12 protein-coding genes and 3 pseudogenes are annotated in these 20625 nt (G+C 69.8%); 9 read left to right on the forward strand and 6 right to left on the reverse strand.

What is annotated here, in order from left to right; translation table 11 throughout:
• The coding region (locus tag Q8A52_RS43310; protein WP_316762823.1) for an IS701 family transposase at positions 1 to 580 on the reverse strand (580 nt) is incomplete at its 3' end.
• 166 nt (positions 581 to 746) lie between these two features.
• Here Q8A52_RS43310 and Q8A52_RS43315 point away from each other — a divergent pair.
• Positions 747 to 953 carry a hypothetical protein gene (locus Q8A52_RS43315; RefSeq protein WP_316762826.1) on the forward strand — a complete coding sequence of 69 codons (207 nt, stop codon included), beginning with the start codon at positions 747 to 749 and terminating at the stop codon, positions 951 to 953.
• Positions 954 to 1178: 225 nt separating this feature from the next.
• Positions 1179 to 1700 (forward strand): annotated as a pseudogene (locus Q8A52_RS43320) (transposase); the annotation flags it as partial.
• 187 nt (positions 1701 to 1887) lie between these two features.
• Here the strand turns inward: Q8A52_RS43320 and Q8A52_RS43325 are convergent.
• The 4 genes and pseudogenes from Q8A52_RS43325 to Q8A52_RS43340 form a co-directional block, all read right to left on the reverse strand.
• Positions 1888 to 2505 (reverse strand): class I SAM-dependent methyltransferase, encoded by a 618-nt coding sequence (locus Q8A52_RS43325; RefSeq protein WP_316762830.1) that lies wholly within the window; start codon positions 2503 to 2505, stop codon positions 1888 to 1890.
• A 533-nt stretch (positions 2506 to 3038) separates the two neighbouring features.
• Positions 3039 to 5633 (reverse strand): annotated as a pseudogene (locus Q8A52_RS43330) (Helicase associated domain protein).
• A 395-nt stretch (positions 5634 to 6028) separates the two neighbouring features.
• Positions 6029 to 6565 carry a hypothetical protein gene (locus tag Q8A52_RS43335; RefSeq protein ID WP_316762832.1) on the reverse strand — a complete coding sequence of 179 codons (537 nt, stop codon included), beginning with the start codon at positions 6563 to 6565 and terminating at the stop codon, positions 6029 to 6031.
• A gap of 190 nt (positions 6566 to 6755) precedes the next feature.
• A complete protein-coding gene (locus Q8A52_RS43340) occupies positions 6756 to 8966 on the reverse strand; it encodes an NACHT domain-containing protein (RefSeq protein ID WP_316762835.1) in 2211 nt (736 codons plus the stop codon).
• 1043 nt (positions 8967 to 10009) lie between these two features.
• Between Q8A52_RS43340 and Q8A52_RS43345 the strand changes: the two genes are divergently transcribed.
• The 6 genes from Q8A52_RS43345 to Q8A52_RS43370 all read left to right on the forward strand — a co-directional run bounded on the left by Q8A52_RS43345 (position 10010) and on the right by Q8A52_RS43370 (position 19461).
• On the forward strand, positions 10010 to 11605 hold the full coding sequence (locus Q8A52_RS43345) for an amino acid permease (RefSeq protein WP_316762838.1): 1596 nt from the start codon (positions 10010 to 10012) through the stop codon (positions 11603 to 11605).
• 71 nt (positions 11606 to 11676) lie between these two features.
• Positions 11677 to 12588, forward strand: a complete 912-nt coding sequence (locus Q8A52_RS43350; RefSeq protein WP_316762839.1) for an urea amidolyase associated protein UAAP1 — start codon at positions 11677 to 11679, stop codon at positions 12586 to 12588.
• A gap of 1 nt (position 12589) precedes the next feature.
• Positions 12590 to 13408 (forward strand): urea amidolyase associated protein UAAP2, encoded by an 819-nt coding sequence (locus tag Q8A52_RS43355; RefSeq protein ID WP_316762842.1) that lies wholly within the window; start codon positions 12590 to 12592, stop codon positions 13406 to 13408.
• A complete protein-coding gene (gene uca, locus Q8A52_RS43360; protein WP_316762844.1) occupies positions 13405 to 16995 on the forward strand; it encodes an urea carboxylase in 3591 nt (1196 codons plus the stop codon). Before Q8A52_RS43355 ends, uca begins: the two co-directional genes overlap by 4 nt.
• A 5-nt stretch (positions 16996 to 17000) precedes the next feature.
• A complete protein-coding gene (locus tag Q8A52_RS43365) occupies positions 17001 to 18704 on the forward strand; it encodes an allophanate hydrolase (RefSeq protein WP_316762973.1) in 1704 nt (567 codons plus the stop codon).
• A gap of 73 nt (positions 18705 to 18777) precedes the next feature.
• Positions 18778 to 19461: a TetR/AcrR family transcriptional regulator gene (locus Q8A52_RS43370; RefSeq protein ID WP_316762846.1), complete on the forward strand. Its 684-nt coding sequence runs from the start codon at positions 18778 to 18780 to the stop codon at positions 19459 to 19461.
• Positions 19462 to 19922: 461 nt separating this feature from the next.
• Here Q8A52_RS43370 and Q8A52_RS43375 read toward each other — a convergent pair whose 3' ends face one another.
• Complete coding sequence (locus tag Q8A52_RS43375) at positions 19923 to 20294, reverse strand: MerR family transcriptional regulator (RefSeq protein WP_316762848.1); 372 nt, start codon at positions 20292 to 20294, stop codon at positions 19923 to 19925.
• On the opposite strand from Q8A52_RS43375, the pseudogene Q8A52_RS49495 reads away from it, so the two are divergent.
• Positions 20255 to 20497 (forward strand): annotated as a pseudogene (locus Q8A52_RS49495) (helix-turn-helix domain-containing protein); the annotation flags it as partial. The gene Q8A52_RS43375 and the pseudogene Q8A52_RS49495 overlap by 40 nt on opposite strands.
• Positions 20498 to 20625 lie beyond the last annotated feature (128 nt).

The following is a 20625-nucleotide window of genomic DNA, read 5'->3' on the forward strand; positions in this document are numbered from 1 at the left end:
CCGGCGGCACAAGGCGCCATGTGGCCAGTTCATCCAGGGCGTCCAAGGCCATCCGCCACTTCTCCCGGTGCCCGACGTCCTCCGGCACACCGGTCCGCTTTCGTCGGACGGCGTCATGCGCCCACTGCTGGGGCAGGAACAGCCGCCAGTTCAGCGGGCACGAGGCAGCGTCGGAAACCGCGTGCACGCTGACCGCGACCTGGCAGTTGGCCTGCTTGCCCAGCGCACCGCAGTACTGGGGAGCGACGCCGACCGACATCTGACCGTCCTTGGGAAACGACACGTCGTCGACCGCCCAGGCCTCCGGGCCGATCAGCGGCACCATCCGTTCAGCGATCCGCCGACGCACCGGCACCGGATCCCACGGGGACTGGTTCACGAACTGCTGCAGGTTCTGCTCGTTGCCGTCCGGCAGCCGCGAGGCCATGGCCTGGATGGACTTGCGGCGACCGTCCATCATCAGTCCCCGCAGATAGCAGTCGCTCTTGGCCCGCTGGTCCTTGCGGGGCACCGAGGCGAACACATCCGCCACGAATAACGCCAACTTCGCCCGAACACGATTGACTTCATGTGCGTCCACCCATTCAGACTGCCCCTGAACAAGGCCGACACACAGACGTAACGGAGTCCTACTACCTGACTGTCCTCTGACGCTGAAACGTGACCGATTGCCACTGAAGTTTGACCTCTGTGTGAGCCACGCCCCTTCGTCTGTTCCCCTTCAGGCCCGCGGATATGCTCGCGCCATGCGACGACAGGGACGAATGGTCAAGGCGGCTCGCTGGCTGATGGTTTGGGCTGTGTTCACCGTCTTCATGCGCTTCGTCACCGGCCTCGCGGACATCTACAGGGGCTGGTTGACCACAGCGGTGACGTCCGCGGCGGTGGTGGCCTCCTGGCACCTGGTCCCGTGGTTGCGGTCCCGCAGGGAGCGCAAAGCCACAGCACAGTAACCCGACGGCGAACTTGGAGCGCTGTCCCCCGGATGAAACTCGTCGGTCAAACTTCAAGTGGCAATCGGTCAAGGTTCGGCGTCGGAGGACACTGACTGCAGCCCCGGCGGCGTTGCTGAAACTCATCGACATTCCAGACGCCGACCCCACCCAGTCGTTGCTGGAACTCACCGACAGGCGTTGCTGCCCGGCATCGACATACTCAGAGGGGGAGATCCTTGAGGAAAGATCGCGGTGGACGGCGCGATCACCAAGGCGTCTGGCGGCGGCCAGGCGGCCGGTCGCTCACCGGTCGACCGGGGCAAACAGGGCATGAAGCGCTCCGGGATGACCGACGGCTACGGCATCCCCCTCGGCCGGGTCCTGGTCGGCGCCAACCGCCACGACTCTCCGCTACTCGCACCGACCCTGGACCTGTTGGATGATCTCGGGCCGCTACCCGTCGACATCACGGTGCACTTGGACGCCGGCTATGACTCGGACAAGACCCGCACCGAACTCACCGCCCGCAACCTGCGCGGCCGCATCGCTCACAAGGGCGAGAAAGCGCCGATCCAGGCCAGTCAGCGGTGGCATGTCGGACGCACGCAGAACGCCTTCCACCGCCTCGCCCGCTGCTACGAGCGCCGCACTGCCGTCGTCGACGCCTTCTTCGACCTCGCCGACACCATCATCACCGTCCGCAGCCTCATCCGGCGAGCCTGGACCACCCACCGCTGGGATGCACGCCCCCAACGCCGGCCCTGATCGGCCACCAATCTGTGCACCCGCGAGTCATCCCAACCTGCGGGCCAGCAGATACGCGCGCTCGGTGTCCGCTTCGCCCGGATACGGCCCGCGCATCAGTGTTGCCTCTACTGCAAACCCGGCAGCAGCAAGGCCCGCGGCCACCTCTTCGGGGCGCAGAGCGAAGAAGTCGAGCGAGACTGGATGGTCAAGCCAGGAGTCCAGATGCCGAACCTCCTGGCCCGCGTGGAAGGCAGCGAGGACAAGGCCTCCCCGGCCGCAGCACCCGGGCGAACTCTTCATAGGCCAGCGGCCGCTCCTCGACCTGGAGATGGATCAGCGAGTAGAACGCCACCACACCGGCCAGTTCTCCGTTGCTCAGTGGAAGGTCGAGCATCGATCCGACCCGCGCATCCAGGCCAGGCCTCCGTGCCCGGGCCACGTCCACCATGCCTGGGGACACATCAAAGCCCAGGACCGGAACTCCGAGGTCGGCCAGGAAACACGCCACCTGGGCAGGTCCACATCCCACGTCAGCAACAGGGCCCTCGTTCGGAACCTGCTCGGCAAAGGCCGCCAGCATGGCGCGGTCCAGTGGCTTGGAGGCCAGATCCGCAGTGAAGCCCTGTGCGTACACGTCCGCGACCGCGTCGTAGGAGTCCCGGATGGAGGTGCTGTCCATCCGGCCAGTATGAGACACGCCTTCAACCCCATAGTCAGCTGGCCCCACCAGGAACCCGCCGAAGCTCGCTACCGATCCGGCGCTGGTGGCAGCCCAGCCGGTGAGCCGGATCGAACCGTCACAGAGCGTCAGCAACTCCAACATCACAGAACCTGTGCCTGCCCACCTGCCAGACAGCCCTGCCGCCTAACCGTGCGACCTCTTAGCGGCACGAACCACGCCCAGGAACGCGAAGTGCCGCGCCGGTGCGGGCGGTTCTGCAGCCGCTCCAAGGTGAACCGGCCCTCCTCCCACATGACCAGCTCGCCGTTCCAGCGCGGTCGCGCCCGGAAGCTGCGCGGCCCCGGCTACGACCTCCGGGAACGGCGCCATCTCGGTGCCGCGGCATGACGCCGGCCGACAGCTCGTGGACAGCTCAACAGCGCATATCCGAAACGGGACGTGTTCAGGGCCCTGGTCTCCGTCGACGCCGGGCTGGTGGTGCTGAGCCCGCACCGAAGACGTATATGAGACATAGGTGGAGTCAACGCCTCACTTCAACCGGGCCCCGACGCCCTGTGAGGGAATGCAACAGAAGTCAGGAAGCGCGAGGCCCCGGGTACCTGCCTTGACGTCCCGGAGTCCCATGCTGTGCACCTCGCTTGACCTACCGACTAATCGAATGCTCGCAGATGGTGTCACGCCCATTCCACGCCGAGTTCTGCGAGCGCAGCGCGTTGCTGCTGGGTGAGTGAGTTGCGTCGCTGCTTTTGGTTGGCGTACCAGACCCCGAGCTTGTGTTCGTGTTCCTGGCCCTCGAGCACGACCCTTTCTCGGTGGTGGCGCCCGACGTGGTGGTGTCCTTCGCGGGCGATGTACTGGGCAAGGGCAACGATGCCGCGCTGGAAGGACGGTGAAGGCTTCTTCTCCGTATTCCTGGCGCCCCTGGTGCCTGTTGCAGCTGGTTCGGGCCGGGGTACGGGTGTGATGCCCAGCTTGGACAGCCGTTGCTGTTGTTCTTTGGTGAGTTCGGTCCAGTTGCGGCGTTGCCGGGTGATCCATGTGCCGAGGTCGTCGCCTTCGTGCATCACGCCGGGGGCGATGTCGGGGAGTCGGCCGCCGGGTTCGTCGCCTGCTAGGGCGGCGAGGACGCGGTAGTGGCGTTGCCAGTCCAGTGGCCAGGTGCAGTTCCAGTCGGCGTCGATGGCGGTCAGCTGTGCGGCTCGGGTCTGGGCCCGTTCGGGGTTTTTGCCCAGTCCGTGGGGGCGGCGGAGGTTGGCCATGAGCTGGCCGATGGGGACGCTTGTGCCGTCCGGGCCGTCTGGGTCGGGGCCTTCCCACAGGGCGTCCTGGCGTGGGGCGAGGTGTCCGTGGGCGCGGTGGTAGGACCGCAGGATGGCGAGCCGGTTTTCCCAGGCTTCTTCGCCGGGTTCCCGAGACCATGCCTTCGTCGTCGAGCTGCTGGATCCGGTGAAGGTCGAGGTCTGCGGTTCGGCGGGCTTTGCGTTGTTGGTGCACCCACCTGCTGAGCGGGTACGAGTCGGTGACGCCGGTGGGGACATCGGTGTCGTACGGGACGGCGTACAGCCCCGTAATGCCGTGCTCGGTGCGCCAGCGCCTGAGGGCCTGGAATCCTTCGAGGCACACGCGTGATTCGGGTCGGTAGACGCGGTTGCGCAGGAACGCGGCGATGGTCGCTGCGTTGCGGGGGCTGGAGAAGTGGAGCAGCGTCGGCCGTGTACCGCGCCCACGCTCGTCGGCCGGGCCCTCGCCCTCGGCGCCGGCAAGGGCGGCGATGATGTGTCCGTCGGCGTCGCGCCGGAGGTGGATTGTGCGTTGTCCGCTGGTGGTGGCGGGGGAGGCGAGGTCTTCGATGAGGTGTTCGGAGTGGGAGCGCAGGCCCTGGAGCACCGCCGCAAGGGGGCGGAACGAGGCGCTGGCGACCATGTCCTGCGGGTTCTCGCCGGGCTGGAGGAAGACTGGCACGATGATCCTGGCGACCTTGGTCGTGCCGTCCGTGTTCGGTCGCAGGGCCCGGCCGATGCTCTGGGACGATTTCGACTTGGGAGCCGCGGGTGTCGGCGAAGCAGATCGCTTCCACGCCGCGTTCGCCGGTGATGTCGATGCCTTCGCCGAGGACGCGGACGGAGGCGAGGAATGCCCAGTTGACCCGCCGCCTCTCACTGTCCAGCCCGTTGGCGAATTGGCGGATGGTTTCGCGTCGTTCGGATACGAGGTGGTCGCCGCACAGCCACGCCGACCATACCCGGTGGGGCGGGACATGGCGGCCGGCATCGAGTGCAGTGCGGCGGTGGTCTTGGGCAGGTTCTCGGCGAACGCGGCGGCTTCTTCGACCCGGTGATGGAACGTCATCACGGTCTGCAGGTTGTGGGCGGCGGCGTGTTCGAGCAGTGCGGTCTGCAGCAGGGCCAGGCGCCGGCCGCGCACCATCTCCTCCGAGGCGTCGTCGGGGAGCGGGTCGGGGTCGTGGATTTCGAGGACGTCGATCTCGAAGGGGGCGAAGATGCCGCGTTCGATGGCCTCGGCGAGCCCGAGTTCGTAGATCCACTCCCCGTACGGTCCGTCCGGGTCGGAGACCATGGAGGCGATCTCGATCTCGTGCCCGTCCGGGCCGTGTACGGGCAGGGGGGGAGGCGAGGATGCGGGGGGTGGCGGTGAGGTAGAGCCGGTAGTCGGCGGGGATGCGGGCTTGGTCGTGGATGGCGGCTCAGGCTTTGCCCTGGGCGCCGGCGGTGGCGTGGGCCTCGTCGTTGACGGCGAGGTCGAAGGGCTGCATGGTCTGCCCGTACAGCCGCGGCCCGCCCGCCAGCGCCGTCTCCAGCGGCCCGGGCACGGCCGCCTGGCCTGTCGGGTCGTCGGGGTCGTTCCGGTCCACGAGAGAGGCGACGTCGCCAGGAGCACTGCCGGCCCGGATCCCGCCCACAGGGCGAGCTGGATTGCGTTGGTGGTCGTGGGCACCTCGAGTGCGTCCAGGACGGCGTCGCCCTCCAGGGAGCACACCGCGACCATGGGCCCGTGGTGACCGGTCCGCCGCCAGGCCTGCGCGGTCTGCACTAGCAGGTCGAGGGTGGGCACCATGACCAGGATTCGCCCGGCCGGGAAGAGTTCTAGCGCGGCCGCGGCAGCCGTGATCGTCTTCCCCGATCCGGTCGCGGACACCAGCGTGGCCCGCGCCCCCGAGGAGGCACCGCACAGCGTGCAGGAAATCCCACCCAATCCCGGATGCAGGAATTCGCGGCAATCTGGTGTTCTCGAAGCTGAATACCCGGCATCACATAAATCTCCCCTGATCCGTTTTCCGAGCGTATTCGAGTATCGAACCCGAGCAGACGTGGACCTGAACTTCACGGTGTAGTGCCGCTGGGGGATCGGCGGCACGGCCGAGCTGGGCAGCCGGGTCCCGCAGATGGGCGCGACGCCCGGAGTATCGGTGATGAGGATCTCCGCACCCCGCTCGGGCGCGCGGGGGACAGGGAGGCCACCTGGACCAGCCGGTGCGGCTGGACGCTGTAGTTTCCGTCGTCGCCCCTGACCAGGGCGACAGTAGGCAGTTCTCCGGGCTGGCAAGGCCGGGTTCGACGGTGGGTGTGGCTCCTTTGGAGGGACGGTCCTACCAGCACAAAGCCGACGCGTCCGTCCTCCGGGGTAAGTGCGGGACTCGGGTCGATCAGACGCAGGTCCAGCAGTACAGCCGTTCCCCGCGCTGTTGTGCCCCGCGGGCGAGTTCCGCCAACTCGTGCAGCAGGCCGCCGATCGCGTCGGTATCACCAGACCCCTGCTCTGCGGCCCAGTGCCGTGCCGCCGCAGTCAGTTCGGCGTCCTCCACCCTTGCCAGGGCGCCTTGAAGCTCGTCGCTGAGGGTGAGCACCAGGCGCTCGCCTCCGTCGCGTTCGGCGACGACGTGGGAGGTCCGGGGCCGTGCCAGGAACTCGTCGAAGTCGACCCCGGTCAGAATCCCCTCGATCGCTCCGAGATCGGTCGTCGAGTCGAACCCCTTGGTGGCCACGACATGGAACCCCGTCTCGGCCAGCCGAAGCCGTGGCCTGAGGAGCTCGCGAAGGCCGTCGCGCCCATAACGTCGCACGATCTCCGGGACGGGCATCGGCAGCGGCTCCCCTGCACCATCCGGCCCGCCGGGCAAGTCGATGGTCGTGGCGGCCGCCTCGTCCGATGCCGCGGAGAAGTAGTCATACATCACACCCACAGGCGTGATCATGCCAGGGACTGACGCGGCGCCCCAGCCCGGTAGCCGCCAAGACCGGCTCCGGTACAGGGCCCCTCCAAAGGAGCCGCACCCTTCGACGGTGGCGTAAGGCCTCGGCGAGCGGGGAGGGCAGGGGAACGCGGCGCTGCGCAGCAGGGGCCAGCTGATCGTTTCCGGCGTGGCTGTGCTGTCAGGGCAGGGGTGGGGGGTGGGGGTGTTGGCGGAGCCAGTGCTGGAGTTCGCGGTGGCGGTATTGGTAGTCGGATCCGCTGTTGCGCATGAGTCCTGCGGTGACGGCCCAGTCCAGGAACAGGCCGAGCCGGAACGGCAGACGGCGGCGCGAGCAGATCAGGAACACCAGATACCGGCGCGAAGCCTGCGCGCCGGCCGCGATGCCGACCGTGAGCCCGAGTGTGAGCCCCAGCGTGAGCCCGGCCGGGAGCCCGGACGTGATTCCGAACGTGATCCCGAACGTGATCCCAGCCATCTCCCCGCCCAAGATCCCGAGCGCACCCCCGGCCGTGACCCCGACCATGAGCCTGATCAGGGCGTTGGCCTGGGCTCCGAGACTTGTGTCCGGCTCCCGTGCGAGCCCGGATCCGAGCCCGGGCCGGAGCCTGGTCAGGGCGTCGCTGACGATGTTGGCCTGGGCTCCGAGGCTTGTGTCCGGCTCCCGCGCAAGTCCGAGTCCGAGTCCGAGCCCGAGCGTGAACCCGAGCGTGTGCCCGAGCCCGAGGCCGAGCGCGAGCCCGGCTGTGAGCCCGGCCGCGGGCCCGTCCAGGAGCGTAAACCCGAGTCCGAGCGCGAGCCCGGCCGTGAGCCCAAGCGTGAGCCCGAGCGCGAGCCCGTACGCGAGCGAGGCCGCGAGGTCTCTGCGTGCTTGAGGGTTCCTGACCGGGTTTTGCAGACGATGAGGGCTGTCGGTCGTCGTGAGGGCGGCGGCCGTTCCCGTCAGGACGGCAAGCGTGCAGATCGCGGCGGCGAGCACGCCTGTTACCGGCTTGGGGGTTGTCCAGGCGAGGGGGAGGGTGGTGAGGACGGCGAGGGTGGTCAGGAGGGTGTCGGTTGTGCGGACGCGGGTGCGTCCGGCGAGGGGCCACAGTTCGTGCAGGACGAGGTCGGTGGCTTCCGAGCCTGTGGTGGCCGTGGCTTGGGGGGTGCCGGTGGGGTCGAGGTGGGTGGTGAGGTGGTGGAGCCAGCGGTGGACGTCCTGTGGTGTGTAGCCGTGGGGGTTGGGGGTGGTGCGGGTGGCCGCGGGGATGTAGCGGGCCAGGAGGTGGCGGTCCAGGGCGTCAGGGTCGGGGAGGGTGAGGAGTTCGGCGGGGTCGCCGTGGTGGTGGTAGGCGGTGGCGGTCAGGCAGAGCCGCCAGGGGGTGGACAGCACGGTGGCCAGGGGCCCCTCGGGGTGGGCGGTCAGGTGGTCGGTGAGGGGCTGCCAGCGGGCTGGGTCGAGTGCGCGGCCGGTGAGGTAGTCCCGAGCGTCGTCGGTGTCGACGGGGGCGACGGTGATGCGGGCGGCGTCCAGGACTGTGGTGTGCGGGGCGAGTGCGTCGTAGTGCCGGGTGCGGCAGGTCAGGATGAGGGGTCCGGCGTAGCGGCCTTGCTGGTAGGCGTTGAGGGCGCGTATGACGGCGGTGGCGCGGGGCGCGGCGGGGTCGGGGGAGCCGTCGAGGGCCGGGGGGTCCATCTCGTCCAGGCCGTCCAGGACCGGCAGGATGAGGTGGTGGCGGGCCAGGCCGGCGGCCAGGTCAGCGGGCCAATCGTAGGCCTCGACCAGCCGCTGCTGCAGCAGTTCGGTCAGGGACTGGCGTTCGGTGTCCCACAAGGACAGCGGGATGCGGACCGGGACGGGGTCGTCCTCGGCGCGGCCGTCGATGAGGGCCAGCAGCAGTTCCAGGGCCAAGACCGTCTTCCCGGCCCCGGCGGCACCGGTCACAACCAGCCTCAGCGGGCGGGTGTCGCGGTAGTAGGTGACGATGTCCGGCAGCGTCGCCAGACTTGGGCCGTCTGCGAACAGGCGCCCGGCAGCCGGGGCAGCGGCCGGGCGGACCGCGGCCGGGTGCAGGACGTAGGCGAGGTTGATGCGCCGGGTGTCATCGCCCAGCAACTGCCGCCACACCGCGCTCTCCCCGGCCTCGACCTGACCAGCCAGCGTCGCGGCCCAGCCACGGGCGAGCTCGGCGTCGTTGCCCTCGACCGGCTTGCGCAGCGCCACCACCGCGGCCACGAGCCCGGCCACGCCCAGGGGAAGGCCGAGCAGGCCCGCGGTGTCGGCCGGCTGGAGCCCGCCATGGATGATCTCCCGCACCGCGTACACGCTGCACACCACGATTGCCAGGGCGCACAGGGCGCCGATCAGCTGCCAGTTGCGCCGCTGGCGGCATCCCCCGAGTCCGGCCATCCCTCCATCATCACCACCGCTCTCCCGACACAAAGCCGACTTCTCCTATTTGTGACCAAGCGGACAAGCACCCCGGCAGCCAGCCCGTACCTGACACGCGTGGCAAGGCACCGGGAAACGGCGCCACCCGTTCCGCGCTTCGGGCTGACATTCCGTTACGCCGAGGAGTTCGAGAAGGCTGTTCAGCGCATGGTCGAAACCGAGATGACGTTGAGCGAGTTGCGGTTGGATGGCGAGGAGTTGTGGCCGGTCCAACAGAGCGATAACGCCCACTGGTTTCGAACGAGTCTTCTGGCTCCAGGGGAACGGGCCTTCTGGCCCCGATTAGCGATCTTCGGGGCTGGCTGTGAACGAGTGACCATGATCAGGACCCTAGCGTCGTGGTGCCGGTAGCTGTGAGGTCCAGGTGCGGAGTGACTCGCCGCAGCAGGGCGCCTCGTGGCTGCCTGCCGTCTCTGTGGAGATCGTCAGGGGCCTCATACCGGAGCGCCGCGCAACGCTTGATCCCGGCACCACGACGCGGGACACGACCTCGCAACGTGCGGCCAGGACTGCTGCGGCAGATCGGTCGAGGGCAGCGCTCCTCCGGTGACCTGCCGGTTCTCCAGGAAGACTCGCGCGTTGGCCTGCCACTGTTCGGGGAGCAACCACCGCCAGTGGTACAGGCCCGGTCCGACACCAGCGCCCGGTCGTCCAGGGCCGCGCTCACCTCGCTCTCGCCGACGACGGTTTCGACCGCCTGCACTGCTGTCGGCACCGTTGCCCGCGTGGCGAGGACGCGATGAGCAGGGACTGTGCCAACCGGGCGTCAGCGGTCCCGTGACCGCGACACCGTCGGCATGTGCTGGGGCGGCCCTCGCCATCCCTCAACGATCTTGAGTAGGCGGAGCAAGCGGGCGGCGGGTATGGAACGGGAGGTCACACAGCAAGTGGCCCCGGATACACGAAGTTTACCTCTGCGACCCAGGCGTGAGACCGGTCCGCCCCACCATCGCAATACCTGTCATCTGACAGGTAATCCTTGGCAGATCGGAGGTGCCGTGATGGGTCAGCCCGAACTCACCCCTGGGCAAAGCCCCAACGGTGGCGTCACGACGAGTACTACTCCCCTCGGCTACCAGCAGGAACTTCGCCGGGGAGTGGGCGCTTTCGCGTCATTCGCCGCGGGCTTCTCCTTCGTCTCGATCCTCACCACTGTCTTCCAGCTGTTCGGACTCGGCTTCAGCCTCGGTGGGGCAGCGTTCTTCTGGACCTGGCCGCTCGTCTTCGCGGGCCAGATGCTGGTCGCGCTCTGTTTCGCCGAACTGGCGGCGCGCTGGCCCATCTCCGGATCGATCTATCAGTGGTCGAGCCGACTGGCCGGCACCACGGCGGGCTGGTTCGTCGGCTGGATCATGATCATTGGGCAGATCCTGACCGTCGCGGCGGCCGCGATCGCGGCGCAGGCGGTGTTGCCGGGCATCTGGTCCGGTTTCCAGCTCGTCGGCGGGCCGGGCGCCGACCCGTCGGTCGCCTCTGCGACCGGCGCGCAGAATGCGGTCCTTCTGGGCTGCCTGCTGCTGGTGGTCACCACGCTGGTGAACATCCTGGGCATCCGCCAGATGGCCGCCGCCACCAGCATCGGCGTCACGGTCGAGATCGTCGGCGTGATCGCACTGGTGCTGGTGCTGTTCTTCCTGCCCGAGCGCGGCCCACAAGTGGTGGCCCACCACACTGGCTGGGCCGGTCACAGCGGCTACTTCGGGGCCTTCCTCGCATCCTCGCTCATGGCGGCGTACGTCATGGTCGGCTTCGACTCGGCGGGCGAACTGGCGGAGGAGACCCACAGCCCGCGCCGGACCACACCCCGGACCATCCTGCGGGCACTGGTCATCTCGGGCGTCGGCGGCGCGCTGCTGATCCTCTCGGGACTGATGGCGGCGAGCAGCCTGACCGACGGGAACCTGGCCGTTGGCGGTCTTTCCTGGGTGCTCACCGACCGGCTGGGAGACGTTCTGGGGCGGCTGCTGCTGTGCTGCGTCGCGGTCGCCGTGTTCGCCTGCACCCTGGCCGTGCAGACCTCCGGGGCACGGATGATGTACTCCATGGCGCGCGAGGGCGCCCTGCCGTTCCACCGACACCTCGGCAAGGTTTCGACCCGTACCGGCACGCCGATCACCACGTCGATCGTGGTGGGCGTGGGCGCCGCGATCGCGCTTGTGGTGAACGTTCGCCAGTCGGCGATCTTCACCGCCCTCTCCAGCCTCTGCATCGCCATGCTGTACCTGGCCTATCTGGGTGTGACGTTGCCGCAGCTGGTCGCTCGGATCCGGTACCGGGGGCTACCGGGGGGCGTCGACGAGACGGGCCGGCCGCTGTTCTCGCTGGGCCGCTGGGGGATGGCGGTCAACGCGCTCGCCGTGCTCTACCAGGCCGGCATGACCGTCAACCTGATCTGGCCTCGTCCGGAGATCTATGACCTCACCGACGGCACATGGTGGCTGCGGTGGAGCGCCCTGCTCTTCATCGGGCTCAGCCTTGCCGTCGGCGCCACCTACTTCCTCGGTCGCCGGCTGCACCGCCGCATCGAGTTGAGGCACGTGCCCCACACGCACTTCGAGCCGCCTGCCCAGGCCGTGACCGTCACCGAGCCCGCCTGATGGGTTCGGCGGCCCGCGGGACGCGACCCAGACGTACTGATAGGCACCGACGAAGGGACGGCGGGACATCCATGACCACAGCCGAAGGGGCGACGGCCAGCGGACCGCACAACCAGCACCCCACCAGGCAGGCCTCCGCCAGCGTTCGTGATCTGCACCTGACCGACAGTGTCCGACGTGCCCGGGACGACGCCCGCGCCCAGGGCGGACGGGCCGGCGAGTGGATGCCGTACCTTCCGGCGTCCGGCAGCCCGCACTGCCCGCCGGGGGTGGACCCGGCCGCCCTGGTGTGGGCGGAGTCGGTGGCGCCCGGCGGCTACACCCACAAGGTCCTCGCCCGCGGCACCCGGCTGCGCTTCGACGACCCGACCGGTGACGCCTGCGCTCATCTGCTGCTCTTCAACGCGCTGGAACCAGTGGAGCGGCTCAATGTCGCCGACACCCAGAAGGTCCCGTGGCAGGCGTACCTGGGCGAGAACCACCCCCTGCTGTCCGGTGACGGCCGGGTCATGGCCGTGGTCACCGGTGACTCCTCCGGCCGGCACGACGCCTTCTGCGGCACCACCACCGACGCCTGGAACGAACGCAAGTACGGTGACGCCCGTTCCCACGGGCCGTCCCCGTCCGGCCGCGGGCTCTTCCTCAAGGCGGCCGCAAAGCACGGCCTGAGCCGGCGTGACCTGCCGCCCAGCCTGTCCTTCTTCCAGGGCGTACGCGTCGAGGCGGACGGCGCCCTCGCCTGGCGGGGCAGCGCGGGTCCGGGCGCGTATGTCGAACTCGTCGCGGAAATGCCCCTTCTGGTGCTGGTCGCCAATGTCGCCCACCCGCTGGACCCGCGTCCCGGCTACGTCGTCGGACCGCTGCGCGTGCACGCCTGGCGCGGCGCCGCCACCGGTCCGGGTGAGCCGCGGTTCACCGCTACGCCCGAGCTCCACCGGGCTTACCTCAACACCGTCGACTACTGCGAAGCCTGGGGGCTGTGACATGGCGACCGCTCAGACCGAGAACATGGTGACCACCTGTCCGACCACCTCGGGCGGCACCGTCGCCTCCACCGTCCCGGTCGGCGCGCTGTACGCCGAGAGTTCCACTCTGGACTGGGGAGCGAGCCTGGTCGAGGGCACTGTCGTCCTGGACGACGAAGTGGCCCCTAACGGGCCCTGGTCGGCTGTGGTGAAGGAGGGCCACGTCCTGACCATCGTCGACGTCGGCGGCAACCAGTCAGCCGACTGTCTGCTCTACAACGCCGACGAGCCCGAGGAGCGCTACAGCGTCCCCGACACCCTGGCCTGGCAGGGCAACGCCTATGTGCGCACCGGCACCGTGCTGCGCAGCGGCGAGGGCCGCCCGCTGATGACCGTCGTCGCCAACGAGATCGATCGTCAGGACACCATCGGCGGCGCCTGCGGCAAGGAGTCCAACACCCTGCGTTACGGCCACCACGTGATGTTCCATCACGGCTGCCGCGAGAACTTCCTCGCCGAGGCCTGCCGGCGCGGTCTGGGGGTGCGGGACATCGTCTCCAACCTCAACTGGTTCATGAATGTGCCCGTTGAGGCGGACGGCGCGCTGGGCATCGTGGACGGCATGTCGGCGCCCGGCCGCCGGGTCGCGGTGCGGGCCGAGATGGACGTCCTGGTGATGGTGTCGAACTGCCCGCAGATGAACAACCCGTGCAACGACTTCAACCCGACCCCGCTGCGGATGATCGTCGTGGACCCGGCAGGTGCCGCACGCCCGGGCCCCACGGCGCGCAGTCCACGGTCCGAGCAGACGCCGCGTACTCCGGGGGATGCCGCGTGACCCGCGCTGTTCTCGTCGCCAACCGCGGTGAGATAGCCCGCCGCATCATCCGCACCGCCAGGAAGATGGGCCTGGGCACCGTCGCCGTCTTCTCCGACGCCGACCGGGCCGCCCCGCACGTCCGCGAGGCCGACCATGCGGTCCGCCTGGGCCCGGCGCCCGCCCGCGATTCGTATCTGCGAGGCGACGCGATCATCGAGGCCGCGCTCGCCCACGGCGTCGGCATCGTCCACCCGGGCTACGGATTTCTCTCCGAGAACCCCGCCTTCGCCCGTGCCGTCGAGGAGGCCGGCCTGCGTTTCGCGGGCCCGACCGCCGAACAGATCACCGCCTTCGGTGAGAAGCACACCGCCCGCGCCCTGGCCAAGGCGGCCGGAGTCCCGCTGCTGGCCGGGACGGAGCTGCTCGCGAGCCCCGAGGAGGCCGTCACCGCGGCCGCGTCGATCGGGCTGCCCGTGATGGTCAAGGCCACCGGTGGCGGCGGCGGCATCGGCATGCAGGCCTGCGCCACCGCCGACGAGGTGCGCGACGCCTTCGCCCGTGTGGCCGCGCTCGCCGAGTCCAACTTCGGGTCGGCCGGGGTGTTCCTGGAGCGCCAGGTGCGGCCGGCCCGCCACGTCGAGGTGCAGGTCTTCGGCGACGGCACCGGCCGGATCGCCGTCTTCGGCGACCGCGACTGCTCGCTGCAGCGCCGCAATCAGAAGGTGATCGAGGAGGCCCCGGCCCCAGCCCTGCCCGCCCAGGTCCGCGAACTGCTGCAGGTCTCGTCGCGCCGGCTGCTCGCCTCGGTCGGCTACCGCGGCGCGGGGACCGTGGAGTTCGTCTACGACCCCGTGCGCGAGGAGGCCGCCTTCCTCGAGGTCAACACCCGGCTCCAGGTCGAGCACCCGGTGACCGAGGAGGCGTACGGCGTCGACCTCGTCGAACTCATGCTCACCCTGGCCCGCGACGGCAGGGTCGACGACTCGGTGTTCGAGCGGGAGTGGAGGCCCGCCGGACATGCCGTGGAGGCCCGCGTCTACGCCGAGGACCCCGGCAAGGACTCAACGCCCTCCTCGGGCCTGATCACCCGGGCGGCCTTCCCCGGCCAGGGAGCCGACGAGATCCCCGGCGTCCGCGTCGACGGCTTCGCCGAGACCGGCCTGGAGGTCTCGCCGTACTACGACCCCATGCTCGCCAAGGTGATCGCCAAGGGCCCCGACCGCGACACCGCGTTCGATGTACTCGGCCAGGCCCTGGCGGCCAGCCGAGTCGACGGCGTCGTCACCAACCTGGGCCTGCTGCGCTCGCTGACCGTGCGGGGCGAGGTGCGCGAGGCCGCGCACAGCACCAGCACCCTCGCCACCACCGCCGACCCCGAGCCGCGCATAGACGTGCTGGTGCCGGGAGCAATGACCACCGTCCAGGACCTTCCCGGCCGACTCGGCTACTGGCATGTCGGCGTACCGCCGAGCGGGCCCTTCGATCCCGTCTCCTTCGCCGAAGCCAACCTGGCCATCGGCAACCCGGCCCAGGCGCCGGCGCTCGAGGTCACCGGGGGCGGGCTGAGCCTGCGCTTCTCGGCCGCCGGCATGGTCGCTGTCACCGGCTCCCCCGTCCCGGTCACGGTGGACGGCACCACGGCCGCCCTGTGGGAGCCTGTGGCAGTCCCGGCCGGAGGCACCCTGGTCCTCGGCGCCTGCCACGGTCCCGGCCTGCGCAGCTACGTAGCCGTCCAAGGCGGCGTCGACGTACCCGAATACCTGGGCAGTACCTCGACGTTCACCCTCGGTGGCTTCGGCGGGCACGGCGGGCGGGCACTGCTCGCCGGCGACGTCCTGCGGCCCAAGGCTGCCGTACCCGCCCGTGGCCGTCCGACCCCACCCGAGCGCAGGCCCGCGATCACCCCGCACTGGCAGATCGGTGTCACCGAAGGCCCGCACGCGGCACCCGAGTTCTTCACCCGCGAGGACATCGACACCCTCTACGCCAGCGACTACCGGGTGCACCACAACTCGGCCCGCACCGGCATCCGCCTAATCGGGCCCCGACCCCAGTGGGCCCGCCAGGACGGCGGCGAGGCCGGGCTGCACCCCTCCAACATCCACGACACGCCGTACGCCGTGGGTGCGCTCGACTTCACCGGCGACACCCCGATCATCCTGGGCCCCGACGGGCCGTCCCTCGGCGGCTTCGTCTGCCCGGCGGTGGTCGCCAGCGGCGAACTGTGGAAGCTGGGCCAGCTCCGCCCCGGCGACACCGTCCGCTTCGTACCGGTCAAGGAAGCCGAAGCGGCCGCCCTCGACACCCGCCGTGCCTCCCCCGCACTGATCAGTGCGGGCGGAGACGGTGACGACGGCATACTCGGCCGACTGGAGGCCACCGACGCCCGCCCCTGCGTCACCTATCGCCGGGACGGCGACGACAACGTCCTCGTCGAATACGGCCCCATGGTGCTCGATCTCGGCCTGCGGATGCGCGTGCACGCCCTGCAGGAGACCCTCGCCGTGCACGCGCCCGACGGAATCATCGACGTCACCCCGGGCATCCGCTCACTGCAGGTCCACACCGACGCCCGCCGGCTGAAGGCCCGCGACCTCACCGCCCTGCTGCGCGAACTGGAGGACGAGGTCCCGCCCAGCCATGAGCTGGTGGTCCCCTCCCGCACGGTGCGGCTGCCACTCAGCTGGGACGATCCGGCGACCCGGCTCGCCATCGAGCGATACATGGCAGGAGTGCGCGACGACGCTCCGTGGTGCCCTTGGAACATCGAGTTCATCCGCCGCGTCAACGGCCTCCAGACCGCAGATGACGTCTACCGCACCGTCTTCGACGCCTCCTACCTGGTGCTCGGCCTCGGCGACGTCTATCTCGGCGCCCCCGTCGCCACCCCCCTCGACCCGCGACACCGCCTGGTGACCACCAAGTACAACCCGGCACGCACCTGGACCGCGGAGAACTCCGTCGGCATCGGCGGCGCCTACCTGTGCATCTACGGCATGGAGGGGCCCGGCGGCTACCAGTTCGTCGGCCGCACCGTGCAGATCTGGAACCGGTTCCGCAAGGGCGGCCTCTTCCAGGACTCACCGTGGGCGCTGCGCTCCTTCGACCGCATCCAGTGGTACCCCGTCACCGCAGAGGAACTGCTCGAACTGCGCGCCGAGACCGACGCCGGCCGCGGCGCCTGCCAGACCGAGGAGGGGGTCTTCTCGATCGCCGACTACAACGCCTTCCTCTCCGCCGAGGCCGGCTCGATCGCCGCTTTCCGCAAACGCCAAAGCGCCGCCTTCGACGCCGAGAAGAACCGATGGCAGGCCGCCGGCGAGTTCGACCGGCGCGACGATCCCGAACCCGCCACCGCGGGTACCGCCGCGGTCGCCGTCCCGGACGGCGCGGTCCCGGTCACCGCGCCGTTCACCGCCACCGTCTGGCAGACCGTCGCCGAGCCCGGCACCGTCGTCGCCGAGGGTGACCCGATCCTCAGCCTGGAGGCGATGAAAATGGAGTCGAAGGTGAGCGCCCCCGCTGCCGGCACACTACTGGAGATCTACGTCAAGCCCGGTGAACAGGTCGCCCCCGGCCAGGTCCTCGCGGCGGTGAGGGCATGAGCGCCATGACACCGGCGGCACGCGTCGAGGCCGCCTACGGCCGCATCGAGAGCGCCGGCCGGCCCGAGATCTGGATCCACCTCAGACCTCGCGACGAGGTGCTCGCCGAGGCTGCCGCAATCGACCCGGCACTGCCGCTGGCCGGCCTGACCGCAGCCGTCAAGGACAACATCGACGTGGCCGGCCTGCCCACGACCGCGGGCGCCCCCTCATACGCCTACCGGCCGCGGGCCGACGCGCCCGCCGTAGCGCGACTGCGCGCGGCCGGCGCGGTAGTCCTCGGAAAGACCAATCTCGACCAGTTCGCCACCGGCCTGGTGGGCACCCGCAGCCCCTACGGCCCCGTACGCAACGCCTGGAACACCGCCCGCATCTCCGGCGGGTCGTCCTCCGGCTCCGCCGTCGCGGTCGCGATGGGCATCGCCGACATCGCACTCGGCACCGACACAGCCGGCTCCGGACGCGTGCCCGCAGCCCTCAACGGCATCGTCGGGGTCAAGCCCACCAAGGGCCTGGTGCCCGTCACCGGGGTGGTCCCCGCCTGCTACACCCTCGACTGCGTGACCGTCTTCGCCCGCGACCTGCGGCTCGCCCGCACCGCCGCGGAGATCGTCGAGGGCCCGGACCCGGCCGACCCGCTCTCCCGTACCGGCACCCAACTCCCGCCACCACGCGCGCGCGCCAGAGTTGCCATCCCGGGTACGCACCACCTGGAAGGCATGGCCGACGGCTGGCGCCAGGCCTTCGACGCCGCGGTCGCCCGCCTCGCAAGCACCGGGACGGAGATCGTCGAGGCCGACATCACCCCGCTGCTGGAAGCCGCGGAACTGCTGTACGGCGGCGCCTTCGTCGCCGAGCGCTACGCCGCCGTGGGCGAGCACCTGGAGAAGAACCGCCACCTGATCGGAACGGACCTCGACCCCACCGTCTCTTCCATCGTGCTGGCCGGCCGCGAAAAGACCGCCACCGACTGGGCCGCCGACACCGCCCGCCTCGCCGCCCTCGGCGCCGCCGGACGCGCCGCCCTCGACGGCTGCGCGGCCCTCCTGACCCCGACCACCACCTGGCACCCCACCCTCGACGAAGTGGCAGCCGACCCGGTCGGCGCCAATGCCCGCATGGGGCGCTTCACCAACTTCGCCAACCTGCTGGACTGCGCCTCTCTCGCCGTGCCCGCCGGCTTCGTGGACGGCCTGCCCTTCGGCGTCATGTTCACCGGCCCGGCGTTCTCCGACCGCACGCTGGCCGCACTGGCAGAGCGGTTCGCCAACCCCGGGCTCGACCTGTTCGTGGTCGGCGCCCACCTCACGGGGCAGCCGCTCAACGCCCAGTTGGTACAGGCGGGCGGCACGCTGGTGGGCCTGGCACGCACCACCAGCGACTACCGCCTGTACGCCCTGACCACAGAGCCGCCCAAGCCGGGCCTGGTCCGGGTGTCCGAGGGCAGACCGGGCGCCAACACCGGGCCGGGCCGCGGCCTTGGAACAGGCAGCGGCGCACAAACAGGCATCGACGGCGAGATCTGGCGACTGCCGGCTTCCGGATTCGGAGCGTTCACCGCCGCCGTTCCCCCGCCGATGACCATCGGTACCGTCGAACTGACCGACGGGCGGCAGATCAGCGGCTTCCTGGTGGAGCCCTACGCCGTCCAGGGCGCACCCGACATCACCCGCTTCGGTGGCTGGAGGGCCTATCAGGCGTCCGCATGACCGGAGGCCACAGGGCCACAACCCCGGTGCGGGAACGAGAGAGTGTCCGCCACCGGGGTGGCAGGATGGGGACATGACGATCACGCGGCCCCGCCAAGGCAGACCCCGGCACACACCGCCGTCCGACCCTGGCACCTCCGCCCGGGAACAGATCCTCGACGCCGCCGGGGCGCTTTTCGTCGAACGTGGGATCGCCAGTACCAGCACCCGGATGATCGCCGAGCGGGTGGGCATCAGGCAGGCCTCGCTCTACTACCACTTCGCCACCAAAGAGGAGATCCTCGCCGAGCTGCTGGCCACTTCCGTGCGGCCCAGTCTGCAGATGGTGGAACAGATCCAGGCACTGGTGCCCGAACACGCGAATCCAGCCGCGGCGCTCTACGTGATGGCCGCGATGGACGTCCGCACCCTCTGCCGCACTCCGTACAACATCGGCACGCTCTATCTGCTGCCGGAAGTGCGGTCCGAGCGGTTCGACGCCTTCCGTGAAGAGCGGGGCCGATTGCAGGAGAGCTACGGCACTCTCGGCGCGCAGGCGGCGGCCGAGGGCGTCGCCCGCAGCGTGCCCGCCGAGCGGATCGGGGAGCTGCTGATCCAGTTGGTGGAAGTCGTCATTCAGATACGTCGTTCCCGTGAGCCCGAACCGGCCGACACGGATGCCATCGCGTCGTCGTGCCTGCGACTGTGCGGGCTCGATGAATCTGCGGTGGGCACCGCCAGGGACGAGGCACGGGGCCTGCAGAGCCGCTTGGCATGACCGGCCCTGTCGGGCCTTGCGCCCGGTGATGACGGGCCCGCTCACCCGATGCGACGCGACCGGGGCGGGGGAAGCGGGTGGGTACCTGCCGCACAGTTGCAGGCAGCCTGGCCCGGCTACCTGCCGAACGGCTCAGGCATGCCGCTCTCGCCGCTGCCGCCACTCCCGCACCGGCGATGTGGCCCCGCACCCAGCCTGGCCGTCTGACACCCCATCAACGACGAATTGTGGACCGCCACGGTCGCAGACCGCGGTCCGGCCTGCCCGCCGGGCCGGTGGATCGCGGCGGCGACCAGCTGCCCTCTCAGCGAAGGACGTCAGAAGGTGGATCAGGCAGCCCCTTTCTGCGTGGCATCACCGGGCGTCGCCAGCCAGGGCATCCGATGAACGAGGACGTCGCGCAGCCGTGTCAGGGCTGCGATCTTCTCCTCCAGCTCGGCCACCCGTTGTGCGCCGACGCCTTAGCCGGCGGCCCACAACGGCGAGTACTCGAACACCTCGGGCAGATCGGTGTCGAGGTACCGCACGAAGGACTGGACGTTTTCGACGGTGAACCCAGAGGCGAGCAGGTCGCGGACGTTGCGGACTCGGGTCACCGCGTGCGGGCTGTACACGCGATAGCCCGACGGTTTCCGGTCGGACTCCAGGAGGCCCTGCTCCTCGTAGAAGCGCAGGGCGCGGGTGGTGGTTCCTGTCTCCGCGGCCAGTTCACCGATTACTGATCTCGGCTCGTTAGGGTGATGTTTGCTGAACTTGATGATGCGGGTGTGGTGTTGTCGGTAGTCCGTGGTGTGTGAGATACGCGGATGGGGGCGGGCTGACGCCTGCAGCACGGCGGCGTCGGGAAGCGGTGCGGATACAGGCGGCGGAGCTGTTCGCGCAGCAGGTCAAACCGCCCGAGGTGGCCTGGCAGCTGCGTGTGAGTTTGAAGTCGGCCCACCAGTGGCAGCAGCAGTTGTGGCGGCGAGGCGGTGCCGACGAGCTGCTTTCGCGAGGCCCGAGCGGGAGCCGGTGTCGCCTGTCGCCGCGCTGTCTAGTAGGACTCCGTTTGGTCTGTCTCGGTCTTGATGTTGTATGTGGCCTGCTGGGCATGGGTTGGTGGCAGGTAGTGCAGATGCCGGTCGAGCACCTCAGGACGTCTGGGAGGGCGTCGAGGGTCTGGTA

The sequence above is a fragment of the Streptomyces herbicida genome (assembly GCF_032656585.1).
Lineage (GTDB): Bacteria > Actinomycetota > Actinomycetes > Streptomycetales > Streptomycetaceae > Streptomyces > Streptomyces herbicida.

Excerpts from the sequence above, each read along its gene's own strand:
- Q8A52_RS43325 (WP_316762830.1), bottom strand. The coding sequence starts at position 2,505 with ATGTTGGAGTTGCTGACGCTCTGTGACGGTTCGATCCGGCTCACCGGC.
- Q8A52_RS43365 (WP_316762973.1), top strand. The coding sequence starts at position 17,001 with ATGACACCGGCGGCACGCGTCGAGGCCGCCTACGGCCGCATCGAGAGC.
- Q8A52_RS43340 (WP_316762835.1), bottom strand. The coding sequence starts at position 8,966 with ATGGCCGGACTCGGGGGATGCCGCCAGCGGCGCAACTGGCAGCTGATC.
- Q8A52_RS43355 (WP_316762842.1), top strand. The coding sequence starts at position 12,590 with ATGGCGACCGCTCAGACCGAGAACATGGTGACCACCTGTCCGACCACC.
- Q8A52_RS43315 (WP_316762826.1), top strand. The coding sequence starts at position 747 with ATGCGACGACAGGGACGAATGGTCAAGGCGGCTCGCTGGCTGATGGTT.
- Q8A52_RS43370 (WP_316762846.1), top strand. The coding sequence starts at position 18,778 with ATGACGATCACGCGGCCCCGCCAAGGCAGACCCCGGCACACACCGCCG.
- Q8A52_RS43350 (WP_316762839.1), top strand. The coding sequence starts at position 11,677 with ATGACCACAGCCGAAGGGGCGACGGCCAGCGGACCGCACAACCAGCAC.
- Q8A52_RS43345 (WP_316762838.1), top strand. The coding sequence starts at position 10,010 with ATGGGTCAGCCCGAACTCACCCCTGGGCAAAGCCCCAACGGTGGCGTC.